This is a genomic window from Rothia sp. HMSC071F11, assembly GCF_001809115.1.
Classification (GTDB): domain Bacteria; phylum Actinomycetota; class Actinomycetes; order Actinomycetales; family Micrococcaceae; genus Rothia; species Rothia dentocariosa.
On the sequence record NZ_KV795741.1, the window covers coordinates 179,544 to 191,383 of the forward strand.

At 48.5% G+C, this 11,840-nt stretch carries 11 protein-coding genes; 6 read left to right on the forward strand and 5 right to left on the reverse strand.

The features are described from left to right. Positions 1-2: 2 nt before the first annotated feature. Positions 3-938 carry an ABC transporter ATP-binding protein gene (locus tag HMPREF2554_RS03850; RefSeq protein WP_070554066.1) on the reverse strand — a complete coding sequence of 312 codons (936 nt, stop codon included), beginning with the start codon at positions 936-938 and terminating at the stop codon, positions 3-5. A 340-nt stretch (positions 939-1,278) separates the two neighbouring features. Between HMPREF2554_RS03850 and ychF the strand changes: the two genes are divergently transcribed. Genes ychF through HMPREF2554_RS03865 form a run of 3 tightly spaced genes read left to right on the forward strand, consistent with a single transcriptional unit; the run spans position 1,279 to position 4,663 of the window. Beyond that, positions 1,279-2,364 (forward strand): redox-regulated ATPase YchF, encoded by a 1,086-nt coding sequence (gene ychF / locus HMPREF2554_RS03855; RefSeq protein WP_070554069.1) that lies wholly within the window; start codon positions 1,279-1,281, stop codon positions 2,362-2,364. 33 nt (positions 2,365-2,397) lie between these two features. Further along, positions 2,398-3,153: a type II restriction-modification system restriction endonuclease gene (locus HMPREF2554_RS03860; RefSeq protein WP_210396010.1), complete on the forward strand. Its 756-nt coding sequence runs from the start codon at positions 2,398-2,400 to the stop codon at positions 3,151-3,153. Next, complete coding sequence (locus HMPREF2554_RS03865) at positions 3,143-4,663, forward strand: hypothetical protein (protein ID WP_070554071.1); 1,521 nt, start codon at positions 3,143-3,145, stop codon at positions 4,661-4,663. Before HMPREF2554_RS03860 ends, HMPREF2554_RS03865 begins: the two co-directional genes overlap by 11 nt. A gap of 50 nt (positions 4,664-4,713) precedes the next feature. On the opposite strand, the gene HMPREF2554_RS03870 is transcribed toward HMPREF2554_RS03865, so the two are convergent. After that, on the reverse strand, positions 4,714-5,424 hold the full coding sequence (locus HMPREF2554_RS03870; protein ID WP_070554074.1) for a toll/interleukin-1 receptor domain-containing protein: 711 nt from the start codon (positions 5,422-5,424) through the stop codon (positions 4,714-4,716). Between the two features lie 227 nt (positions 5,425-5,651). After that, positions 5,652-6,392, reverse strand: coding sequence for a TIGR02391 family protein (locus HMPREF2554_RS03875; protein WP_070554077.1), 741 nt, complete (start codon positions 6,390-6,392; stop codon positions 5,652-5,654). A gap of 159 nt (positions 6,393-6,551) precedes the next feature. Between HMPREF2554_RS03875 and HMPREF2554_RS03880 the strand changes: the two genes are divergently transcribed. Then, positions 6,552-7,253 carry a type 1 glutamine amidotransferase domain-containing protein gene (locus tag HMPREF2554_RS03880; RefSeq protein ID WP_070554078.1) on the forward strand — a complete coding sequence of 234 codons (702 nt, stop codon included), beginning with the start codon at positions 6,552-6,554 and terminating at the stop codon, positions 7,251-7,253. Between the two features lie 196 nt (positions 7,254-7,449). On the opposite strand, the gene HMPREF2554_RS03885 is transcribed toward HMPREF2554_RS03880, so the two are convergent. Beyond that, on the reverse strand, positions 7,450-8,940 hold the full coding sequence (locus tag HMPREF2554_RS03885) for an ATP-dependent nuclease (RefSeq protein ID WP_070554079.1): 1,491 nt from the start codon (positions 8,938-8,940) through the stop codon (positions 7,450-7,452). A 471-nt stretch (positions 8,941-9,411) separates the two neighbouring features. Between HMPREF2554_RS03885 and HMPREF2554_RS03890 the strand changes: the two genes are divergently transcribed. Next, a complete protein-coding gene (locus HMPREF2554_RS03890) occupies positions 9,412-10,173 on the forward strand; it encodes a nuclear transport factor 2 family protein (protein ID WP_070554083.1) in 762 nt (253 codons plus the stop codon). 175 nt (positions 10,174-10,348) lie between these two features. Here the strand turns inward: HMPREF2554_RS03890 and HMPREF2554_RS03895 are convergent, their stop codons facing one another. Continuing rightward, on the reverse strand, positions 10,349-10,561 hold the full coding sequence (locus HMPREF2554_RS03895) for a TOBE domain-containing protein (protein WP_048751923.1): 213 nt from the start codon (positions 10,559-10,561) through the stop codon (positions 10,349-10,351). 388 nt (positions 10,562-10,949) lie between these two features. On the opposite strand from HMPREF2554_RS03895, the gene HMPREF2554_RS03900 reads away from it, so the two are divergent. Then, positions 10,950-11,717, forward strand: a complete 768-nt coding sequence (locus HMPREF2554_RS03900; protein ID WP_246825991.1) for a protein RtoA (Ratio-A) — start codon at positions 10,950-10,952, stop codon at positions 11,715-11,717. Positions 11,718-11,840: the final 123 nt, after the last annotated feature.

Here is an 11,840-nt window from a genome sequence, read left to right on the forward strand (position 1 = left end):
GTCTAGGACTCCTTTGTGGCGCTAGATGCGGCTGATTCGGTGTCTGAGGTGAGGAGCATGAAGGATTCGTCCATGGATGGTTTGACGATTTCAAGGTCACTCACAGTCTGCGTGTTGAGCAGAAGCCGCACGAAATCTTCGGCATCCGAGACGTTCAGCCGGTGGCGGTATTTGCCGTTTTCCTGGGTAATTTCGACCTGCTGATGCGGTAGATCGTCAAAGGTGAGGGGCGCATCCGCTAGGAAGCTCACGTGCCGGTACCCGGTAAGGTCACGGATTTCTTCGGACGTGCCATCGGCAATAATGGTGCCGTCGCGCATGAGCACAATGCGCTGTGCAAAGTTCTGCGCCTCTTCCAGGTAATGGGTTGCGAAAATAATGGTTTTGCCGGTTTCGGCGAGTTTATCCATGCGTTCCCAGAAGGTGCGGCGGGCGGTAACGTCCATGCCGGTGGTGGGCTCATCCAGAATGAGGATATTGGGATCATGCATGGTGGCGATAGCGAACCGGATGCGCTGCTGCTGCCCGCCGGAGCATTTGCCGACTTTGCGATGCGCCAGCTCGGTCAGGTCTGCGCTGGCAAGCACCTTATCAATGTCGATACGGGTGGGATAGAGCGTAGCAAGCATTTCGAGGGTTTGCCGCACGGTCAGGTCTTTGAGGAGCCCACCGGTTTGCAGAACAGCCCCAATATCGCCGCGCTGCACCGCTTTTTTGGGGGAGATACCTTGCACGGTGAGGGTTCCTCGCGCCGGTTCGGTCAGCCCCAAAATCATATCAATGAGAGTGGTTTTGCCCGCCCCGTTTGGGCCGAGCAGGGCTATGATTTCGCCCTTGCTGATGGTGAGGTCGAGATTATCGACGGCAGTGAGGGTGCCGCCTGGAACCCGGAAAACCTGGGTCAGATTCTCTGCCTGAATAACTGTTGTCGTGTTCATACCTCTAGTACACCAGCTTGTACCGGGTGCTATAAGTGCGTGCTGTCATGACATACCTATGACAGGTGTCATGGTTTTTGGATGCGCCGCCTCGGCGGTGTTCTATTTTGTTCTATTTTGCGAGTTATTGTGTATTTTGCGGTTATTTAAGTTGCCCAATACAACATAAACCCCAAAATAGCGGGGTAGGGCGGGCGTGTATCCGGCGGGGAAGGAATCTGAACCTCACCCTTCAGCGCAGAGTAACCGCCCGCGCGGTAGAATGTTAATTGTCTGTGCCTGCGCCTGGTATCACTCGGGGGTGTGGGCGAATTATCGTCGTCATTATGAAGGATTTTCTGTGGCTCTGACTATCGGCATTGTCGGTCTTCCTAACGTGGGCAAGTCCACCCTGTTCAACGCGCTCACCCGCAACACGGTGCTGGCGGCTAACTACCCGTTCGCTACGATTGAGCCGAATATTGGTGTGGTGAACCTGCCGGATGCCCGCCTGAACCGGCTCGCCGAGATTTTCGGGTCTGAGCGTATCCTGCCCGCAACCGTCTCGTTCGTTGATATTGCGGGTATCGTGAAGGGTGCCTCTGAGGGTGAGGGGCTGGGGAATAAGTTCCTGGCTAATATTCGTGAGGCGCACGCGATCGCGCAGGTGGTGCGCGCGTTTGATGACCCGGATGTGATTCATGTGGACGGTAAGGTTGATCCTGCCTCTGACATGGAGACTATCAATACCGAGCTGATTCTGGCGGATTTGCAGACTTTGGAGAATGCGATTCCGCGTCTTGAGAAGGCCGTGAAGATTAAGAAGGGCGATGCCGCCCAGCTGGCAACTTACAAGCAGGCACAAAAGATTCTTGAGGACGGAAACACGATTTTCTCACGTGCGGCTGCCGAGAAGCTTGAGATGGCGCATTTGAAGGAGCTGAACCTGCTGACCGCCAAGCCTTTCATCTACGTGTTTAACGCGGATGATGGTGTGCTGGCTTCTGAAGAGAAGCAGGCTCAGCTGCGTGAGTTGGTGGCCCCGGCGGAGGCTGTTTTCTTGGATGCGAAACTTGAGGCTGACATGGTGGAGCTTTCCGAGGAGGAGGCCCGCGAGATGCTGGAAATGAGCGGTCAGGACGAATCGGGCCTGGATAAGCTGGCTCGCGTGGGCTTCTCAACCCTGGGGCTGCAGACCTATCTGACGGCTGGTCCGAAGGAATCACGCGCCTGGACGATCTATAAGGGCGACACTGCACCGCAGGCGGCGGGCGTGATCCACTCCGATTTTGAGCGCGGCTTCATCAAGGCTGAGGTTGTCTCCTTCGATGACCTGGATGCGGCAGGCTCCATGAACGAGGCAAAAGCCCGCGGCAAAGTCCGCATGGAAGGCAAAGACTACATCATGGCAGATGGTGATGTGGTTGAGTTTAGGTTTAATGTTTAAACACGAGAGTTATTTTGTTGAAAGGAAAAAATGATGAATACCGAAGGTAACCCGAATCTCGTTGTACCCGTCAGTGAGCATGATGATTCTCAGACTGCGCTTCCTTCATTGACGATAGAGCTTTTTAGGACGGCTGCGCGTGAATTTTCAACGGCACTCTCGGCGACACCACTTCCTGATCTGTATGGTATTACCGATGGTAAAGCTGTTGGTACAAAAGTCGAGTCCATGTTTAAAGAGCATCTACTTGCCCGCTACGACCTGAAAGTAGGTAACGCAGCCAACGGACTGGATTTTCCGTCACTGAACCTCGACCTTAAAGTGACTTCAATCAAACAGCCGCAATCATCTTGCCCCTTTCGTTCCGCCACCCAAAAGATATATGGGCTCGGTTATAGTTTGCTTGTGATTGTTTACTCGAAAAGAGACGTAGATGCAGAGCATGTTGCTTATCTGGATATTGAGAATGTTGTATATATCGATAAAGAGCGCACTGGAGACTTCACCCTAACCAAGATGATTCGAGAAATTATTGAGGGTGCTGAGTCGCAACCTGGAGGAGTAGAAGCAGTAATTGACGATCTCGATGCGCTTCTACAGGATAAAGCAATTCCGCTCGATGAAGTTAGTCGGCGTCAGCTGGCTGAACAACTTGCGTACAATATGCCAGAGCAGGGTTTTTTGACGATTTCAAACGCTCTCCAATGGCGGCTACAATACGCACGCGCAATTGCTGCAGCAACCGCAAAAACTATTATGCCTGAAGTTGAGGATCTTCATGCCAAATAACGAGTTTGGTGACTTTCAGACTCCAATTGTATTAGCTACACAGTGTCTCAAGACTCTTAAACTTCCGTCTCACGCACGTATTTTGGAGCCTACCTGTGGAGCTGGATCCTTTCTGCAAGCTGCCGCAGATATTGCCCCTCGATCAGAGCGAATGGGGGTTGAAATCAACCCTGATTATGCAAAAAAAGCATCTGCATGGGGTAAGGTTCAACATAGGAATGTCTTCGAACTTGAACTATCCTCACCCATTTGGGGAAATACCGATGCGCCGCTTTTTATAATAGGTAACCCACCTTGGGTAACTTCAGCGGAGTTGAGGCGTATGAATTCGCGAAATTTACCACCTAAAGAGAACTTTAAAGGAGCCAAAGGCCTTGAAGCGATTCTTGGCTCGTCGAATTTTGACGTAAGTGAATTTATTATCCTTAAGGCTCTTCGCGAAAATGCCCGACAGACTCTAACGCTGGGTATGCTTTGTAAAACTCAGGTTGTTCGTAACGTCATTGAGTATGCTGCTAGGACAGGGCTCTCGATTTTTGACGCTGCAATCTATCGAATTGATGCAATGCATTGGTTTGGTGCTGGTGTAGATGCATGTTGGTTCACATTAAAGATGTGCCCAAACGCCAAAGCCGACTATACGGTGAAGATTTTTGACGATATTTTTGATGAAGGTGCAACAAGCTCTGCGCGCTTTGGTATTGTGGACTCTCGGTTGGTTTCTGATGTAGATCAGTACCTTTGCGTTCGTGAAGCTGATGGTAAGTCTCCATACGAATGGAGGTCAGGTCTGAAACACGACGCTTCAAAGGTCTTTGAACTAATTGCTTGCCCGCAGCCTACAACCAGGTCCGGTGTTACTTTGGATCTTGAACCGGAATATATTTTTCCATTTCTAAAAAGTACGGATATATTCCGTGGCAGGCATAAACAGCTGAATAAATGGGTAATTGTGCCTCAGATGGAATTTGGTGCTGAGACATCCTATCTACGATATTCGGCACCAAAGCTATGGAACTATTTAATGGCTAATTCTGAAGTTTTAGATGGGCGTAAATCGTCTATTTATAGGAACCAGCCTCGGTTCTCAGTTTTCGGGCATGGTGCGTATACATTTGCGCCCTACAAGGTAGTTATATCCGGCTTGCATAAAGAGCCTGTATTCCGACTCGTTACTCCGATCGAGAATCGTCCTGTGGTTGTCGATGATACTTGTTATATGTTGCCGTTTGATGATCCAACCGAAGCGCTAATCGTAACCACTATATTGAATAGTCCTGAGTGTCTCGCACTGATAAATTCTCTAGTGTTTCGTGATTCGAAGAGGCCAATAACAAAGAAACTCCTTGCTCGTGTCGACCTTAATTGTTTACCTGTGGAACCACTAGAAATTATTAAAAGGGCGCAGGAATTGGCGAATGATGTAGGACTACCGTTTGACGTTGACCGAGGTCTTGGTATGATTGGTCACCTAGGTAGTGTTGAAGCTACAATGGGGGCACTCTTCTGAGCCATCCTTTTGAGCATTGATCGTAGAGCGGTCGACGCAATACTTGAAGGTTAAGTATCGAATGCTTCCGTAGAAACAAGCTCACGTATTTTGTTTGCAATCTGATCCATCGTATCTGTAGCTGTATCTAGTCCGCTTCGAGATGCTAGGAGTGGACTTTCTTCACGAAGATCATCGTAGGTTATGCCATGCACTATCGGTACAAGAAGATCGCGTGCAAGTAAGGCTGAGAGCTCCTTGTCAGCTACTCCTTCAGCCTGAATCCTCTTGATAAAGTTAGCTGTAACTAATACAATTCCTGCACGCGATTTAGCTAGTCCTCGGTCAATTTCCCGCATCATGTTTGTGCCTAATTGCAAATTCTTCTCGCTGAACCACACTGAAACTCCGGCCTGCTCCAGCGCCTTGTTAAGGTCAACAGCGATTTCGCGTCGATCATCCCATGCATGGCATAAAAATATATCGTACCGATCACCTTGATTACTTCGTTGTTCGATTGATACACGGATCGGGGTGAGTGCTCTTACTTCCTCTGCTGTATAACTAGCTGTAGAAGAAGGGGGAGACCATCTGGGACGGCGTGTAGACCCGGAGATAGATCTTGTGCTCGACAATGAGACTTTTGAAATCGAAGCCTGGGGTATTCCCAAGTATTGGAGATAATTGGGACTGTAACCATATGATCTACCGCCACACGCTGGGCAGTTCGCTGCGCCACTTGCGGTTCGGTGTCCTATGATAGGTGCTGTACATTGTGCCATACCTCAATTTTACTTGAAAATCTTTGTCTAGTCATAGCATGTGGTCAGGTATTGTGCGGGTATTTCGATGTTCAGCGTGTGTAGAGAGCTGTTTCGCTGGAGGCACCCGTAGATCCAGAAATTAGCTCGCTCATCAAGGAAACACTCTCTAATAGGATACGCCCTACGGGGAAGGCCGGGCATACTGTTATGCTTGGGAGAGCTCCCATGAAGAAACCTTCTATAATTTACGAATGTGTATCCCACTTTATTACAGCGCTGTCATCAACAAACCGAGCTAACACACTGACGACAGCAAGCTGTTCAAGAGCTATATGCTCCTCTAATTCATCAAGTGGATCGTGACTTGCAGGGTTGCGGATTGCTGCGTATAGTCCTTCGGCGAGACTAGCGATACCCCTACGAATTGAGCTTGCTGTCTTGCCACCATCATCATTTGCGGGGCGCAGGCGAGCTTTACCTGGTTTGGGGTCATCGTTGCTGTAACATTGCCAAAAGAGGTCTTTCTCGCTGACGTCACGTCGGCCAACCTTGTTTTGAGTCTCAGCATTTAGCTTCGTTGCTGCTGCTTGTACAGCCGCCCTGTAATGTCCAGATTGCCATAATGACCGTGCAGATTCCCATACCCATGGGTGTAGTGCCGCTGCGCTAATCTGAGGGGCGTTATCACCAAGTTTCTCAGCGATCTCTTCACGATGCTCGATCTCAGACACAGCGCGAAGTGCTGCCTGGCGATGTACCTGCCATCTACTATTATCTCGTTTTTCTAGATAGTTTCGCCATGTGGGGATAACTCTATCCAGAATCTGTTCGATTACCTGAGCAATCTTGATGATCTCGTCGGTTTTACCTCTAGTTACACGATCATCACCGAGATATAAAACGTCCCCAGGTGTGTGCGGAGGGGAAACCAATTCTGTAAGGTTAATAAATGATTGTAGTTCAGCAAGAGCCCAGTTGTAATCCATGTTTTGATTTTAACAAAGGTCTTAGGGCTGTTTAGCAAGATCACCATTCAGGTGTCTCCAAGATACCTAATAAAGCCTGTAGTGTAGATGGGCGTGGTTCTGCGAGCAGCATGCAGGCGCCACCCCATAACATGCCCACACCCCAGCTAATATAGGCTTATGGCTAAAAGAATCTTGCACATCGTGACGAATGCGGGTCAGTACAATAATGGTGACCCGACGGGGCTGTGGCTTTCTGGGCTGACGACCGCTTGGGATAGGTTTGAGCAGAGGGGTTTCGAGCAGGACATCGCTAGTCCACGTGGGGGAGACGTCCCCTTAGACCCTCGATCGTTGAAATTCCCGTTCCGCAATGAGAGCGCAAATTCCTGGCTGAATAACCCGGAACGTATGGCGCTTCTGAAAAGCACCCTCCCCATCCGATCTATAGACCCGAACACTTACGATGCTATATGTCTAGCCGGTGGGCATGGCGCCATGTTCGACTTCACGCATAACTCCGAGCTGCACAACCTCATCGCCAGTGTATACGAGCGGGGCGCGATCGTCGCATCCGTGGGGCACGGGTACTGCGGAATCCTCAATGTACGTCTGAGTGATGGAAGCTATCTGGTGAACGGCAAAATACTGACCGGTCCCTCCTGGAAGGAAGAGAAACTCGCTTTAGTGTCTCGGAAGGTACCCTACAATGCTGAAGAGCTAGCAAAAGAACGCGGGGCGGACTATATTCGCTGGAAGAGGCCTTACAGGAGCTCAGTGGCAGCGACTAACGGACTGGTTACGGGGCATAACAACTCCTCATCAGGTAATCTAGTTGCTTCTTCTGTGTGTGAAGAACTCGCTCGGCTTTCCAAGGCATAAAGGTGTGATGGGCTCTGAATTCCTAGGCCGCTGAGTTTGCATTGCCAAGTATTTTTTTAGTAGGGCTTAGTCCTTGAAGTTAGAACAAATCCGCATGAATAACCCTCAATGCGCTATCTGCACAGAAGCTGATAAGGGGTGGGTTGATTTATTTACAACATTTTGAATAAGTCGCCCACCCCTAATAGATATAATTCTATTTTTTCTTCGATATCCATGTATGAATTGCAGATTCTAGTTCTTGAATTGCTAAAGATAGCTGCTCATTAGTGTATCGTTTATTAAGATTATTTTCTGGATGGTGCACTGAATTCCTAACATAAACTGATATTGGGATATTGCGACTTATACCTGGTTTCCGATTATCGTTCCATTGTAGTGAGCTATTTGCACCCAGCTGCTGTAAGTGATCTACAATTTCTTTTTCACCAGCATGGCTTTTCTGTAAGCAAAGTGTTTGAAAATGTCCATATAACTCGTCCATAAACTCGATGCTGGGAATCCCAAAAGCGTAGTAGTTAATTGCATTCCAAGATACATAAGGTAGCCTGCAGGTATTTAAATCTTCGTGTGTTTGGATACGTTGGGAGTCAGAATTATGTTTAACCACTAGCATGCATGAATCTTTTGGGTTGTATCCTTGAAGCATGTAGGGGGAGTGGGTGATTAGAAAGACTTGCTGAGTGTTGGAAATTTTACGTATTGCCTCTGCCAAATTTAGCTGAGCTTTTGGGTGGAGCCATGTTTCTGGTTCATCAAGACCAAAGATCATTCTTCGGTCATCACTAAGCCCTTTTTGTCCTAGCCTTGCGCTATATACCTGCAACAGAGCAAGCATAAAAGCCCGCTGCAAGCCAGTACCTTTGTTTTCTATGATCGTTTCATCTTCTCCATTTCTGCCACGAGATATCATAACGTGCCCAGACTTTAGTAAAGATACTGGCTCTGGTATCTCGAATGAGAAACGTGTTTGTGCGTCTCCATACTGTGTAGTTAGAATCTGTGAAAGGTCATCTGAAATTTCACTCAGGGCATTCTGAACTGTGCCCTCTCCTTTGTTCTCAAAAAGGGCTTGGTGTGCCTCGGCAAATTTTATCCAGGGGTTTTTAGAATGAATATCGGTTATAGCATTAGAGATTAACTTTCCTAAGGTCTTCGAAGATCCCATATCCACATGAGTATCGGGTGCGTCATCGGCATAAATAAAATTTAAATCAAGTAATGCTTTGAATTTTGCATCAATTCCAGTAGGATTTTCAAACTGTTCAGTTTCAGGATTCCAAAATGCAATTTTTCTAGACGTAATCGTTATATCTCTTTTGCCTTGCTGTATGGTCTCTTCATGCGATTGACGACGTGCACGTAAAATCTTAAATTTTGTATCTTCGCTGTTTGTGTATGAGGCCTCGTGTAGATATTTATTTAATTGAGAAAAATCTCCGGTTTCAAGTGTTTCTTCTAGATCGTCACCAGCGATATCAACAATTACTTTAGAACTTTCAGTATTATTGCTATAAATCTTATTGCTATCACTGGTTCCATTACGTAGATAGTCTAGTGCAAACATAATGCTTGATTTTCCAGCATTATTTTCGCCGACAAAGTAGTTAAGACCTGGGGAGAGATAAATTTCTGTTGTATCAGAGAAACAACGGATATTTTCCATTTCAATGCGCTTAATGTACATGTTGACTCCTTGTAAGTCGATAGTGATCATCATGACTGTTGATGAATCCACTAGAGTAAAAAGTGAGTGGGTAGGAGTGAAACTACCTAAGAGGATATTATCTTATTTCTCCCCCTAATGGTTTAATATACTAAAATATTACGTTAAGGTTGCTATATAGTTTTACTAAAACTAAAGAATTGGTTTTCTGACAAGTTATCCCACCCCAAGCCTCTCAGTGAAGCTCATATGGGAGGGGCCTTTTGTTTATACATTTCTTGGTGGGTGCCGGTTCGGTGGTCATAACACTAAACCCCTGCACACCGGTACCGCGCGAATATTGCCCATCGGCAAGCAATCCCGATAGAATACCTGATACCACGACCGGTTCCGCCTGCTACTGTGATAGTTAGGTTCAGGGCCGGTCTTCACCTTATGCAGGCGCCTAACCGCGCATCGGTAAATACAGCACAGGCAACCCAGGAGAACACCATGTCAGCTCAGCTTGAGAATGCACGTAACCTGTACCTGCGGGGTATCCGTGACGGCGAGATCGCAGAAGTACACGCCAACTATATGGGCGAGAGCTACACGCAGCACTCAACCGGCGTGCGCGACGGCAAAGAAGGCTTCCAACAATTCTTCGAGGACTTCTTCAAACGCAACCCCAAGCGTGACATCCAGATTGTGCGCGCCCTAGAGGACGGCGAGTTCGTGTTCCTGCACGTGCATCAGAACCTCAATGATGGGCAGGCGCAGTGGGTGACCGCCGATATTTTCCGTGCCGACGAACAGGGGCGCATTATCGAACACTGGGATGTGATTGACGCCTACCCAGTGGACGGCGCTCAGCCTGACCCTATCTTCGGCGACTTTGAGCTAGACCTCACCGCGCCCGCCGAAGACAACAAGAAAACGGTGCGCCTGTTCCTCACCGAGGTTATGCAAAATGGCGACTACGACCGCCTGAACAGCTACGTCGATGAAGGGCTAATCCAGCATAACCAGAGCATCGGGCAGGGGAGTGGTGCATACCTGAACTATCTGCGTGACAATAACGTCCACTACGATTTTGTGTTCAACGTACTTTCTCAAGGCGATTATGTGGTGGCGTATTCCCAAGCCGATATTGCCGGAGAAAAGTATGCGCTCTTCGATATTTTCCGTCTCAAAGACGGCAAAATCGTGGAGCACTGGGACAATAAAGAAATTGTGCCGCCCCGTTCAGAGCTCGTGAACTGGGGTAAATTCTAGGTTTGATTTTCACCCATATTATCAATGCCAGCTTGTGGCCTAGTCTGCACATCTTAGAAGATAAAAATCTAAAAAGCTCGATCCCGGTACGGTTATCGTAAACTATACCGGGATCGAGCTTTGCTTCTTTCGTGTTGCCCGGTGCCGGGAGCACTCGGGCGCATAGGGGAGAGGATTAGTCCTCAACACCAACCATGACGTTGGATGCTTTAATAATGGCGGTAGCGGGCTTGCCAACCTGCAGCCCAAGCTCCTCAATAGCGGCGTTGGTAATCGAGGAAGAAACAATCAGACCGGGAGCGATCTCAATCTTTACAATGCCGTTGGTAGCGCCTTCGATAATCTCAACAATGGTGCCAGTGAGCTGGTTACGGGCAGAAAGCTTCATGCTCGGTTCCTTCCATAGTAAACGAATATCCCCTACATGTTACATGTCTTAGCTTTTGCAAGCATCTTCCTATGCGGGTAGTAACTCTCAAGCCCCAGGGCTTACGCCAATTCCTGCGGTGCGAAGCCGGGGTAATACCTAGATAGACCTGATTCAAGCACATATAGTTCATATATAAAATATTTAATATTTCTTATTGTAAGAAGCTTGGAGAAAGATTTATTTTAATTTTATAATACATATCTATTCTTTATTATGTAATATATCCACTTATTTACACCCTGTTATAAAAAATATTTGCAAAATCTGGAAAATTCCTGACAATACATGTGAGCTATGCGACGGTTAAAACACCAGCTGATATTTATCAGGAGAAAGGATGCGAATTATGACTACCACGAAGGTACCTGTATATGTATCCCTGGCTGTTGCTGGAATTATGGCTTTGAGCGCCTGCGGCTCAAATAGCTCTAATGATGCTTCGAATTCTTCCCCATCGTCTTCATCGTCAACAACAGCCTCCAAGACAGCTAACGCCAGTGGATCCGGCACTGTGAATAGTGGCGGTGGAACTTCCGCGAACTCCGGTTCAAGCGCTAACGGCGGCGCAGCAAATTCTGGTGCTGAAGGCGGCACCGGGACGGATCAAAACTCCGGCACTGGCGCACAGAGTGGCAGTGTAACCGGCGCCGATGCCAACGGCGGAGCACAAGCGAACCAGGGCACTGGAGCCCAAGGCGGTGCCCAGCAGCAACAGGCCGATTCTGGAGGGTCGAATGCTGCGAATGATGAACACAATGTCACGAAAAACCCCAACGCATTGACCCCTGGCGAATACGTAATTCACCGCGAAGCTTCCTGGGACTACGTTGATACCACGGGTTCTCGGTATCATGTCGACGGCGACGGTGGCTGGACGAGCGTTGGGGAAGACGGTACCAGTACCGTTGCGGCGGATGGTTCTTGGACTAAGAACTATGCCGACGGGCACACGGTAGCCCGGGTAGAGGCTGACGGAACCTACCGGGTTACCTATGACGGTCAGCTTTCCCCCGAGATACCCAGTAATGCTGTCCCGGTGTCTCCTGGAAAACTCCCTGACCCGAAGGCAGTCCCGGCAGTAAACCCGGTACAGCCCACTAGGCCGGGCATGTAATAACCAGCAGGGACACTTTCGCAAAGTGCTTTGCGCGAAACGGGTGCGCATCCTCAGGTATTGAGGATGCGCACCCTATTGTGTGCACGGCGTACACATCCGCTGAATTTTTTTGGGGGGGGG

Bases quoted from the DNA above. Each gene is read 5' to 3' on its own strand.
- HMPREF2554_RS03870 (WP_070554074.1), bottom strand. From the start codon at position 5,424: ATGGCACAATGTACAGCACCTATCATAGGACACCGAACCGCAAGTGGC.
- HMPREF2554_RS03900 (WP_246825991.1), top strand. From the start codon at position 10,950: ATGACTACCACGAAGGTACCTGTATATGTATCCCTGGCTGTTGCTGGA.
- HMPREF2554_RS03885 (WP_070554079.1), bottom strand. From the start codon at position 8,940: ATGTACATTAAGCGCATTGAAATGGAAAATATCCGTTGTTTCTCTGAT.
- HMPREF2554_RS03860 (WP_210396010.1), top strand. From the start codon at position 2,398: ATGAATACCGAAGGTAACCCGAATCTCGTTGTACCCGTCAGTGAGCAT.
- HMPREF2554_RS03895 (WP_048751923.1), bottom strand. From the start codon at position 10,561: ATGAAGCTTTCTGCCCGTAACCAGCTCACTGGCACCATTGTTGAGATT.
- HMPREF2554_RS03850 (WP_070554066.1), bottom strand. From the start codon at position 938: ATGAACACGACAACAGTTATTCAGGCAGAGAATCTGACCCAGGTTTTC.
- HMPREF2554_RS03865 (WP_070554071.1), top strand. From the start codon at position 3,143: ATGCCAAATAACGAGTTTGGTGACTTTCAGACTCCAATTGTATTAGCT.
- HMPREF2554_RS03875 (WP_070554077.1), bottom strand. From the start codon at position 6,392: ATGGATTACAACTGGGCTCTTGCTGAACTACAATCATTTATTAACCTT.
- HMPREF2554_RS03890 (WP_070554083.1), top strand. From the start codon at position 9,412: ATGTCAGCTCAGCTTGAGAATGCACGTAACCTGTACCTGCGGGGTATC.
- HMPREF2554_RS03880 (WP_070554078.1), top strand. From the start codon at position 6,552: ATGGCTAAAAGAATCTTGCACATCGTGACGAATGCGGGTCAGTACAAT.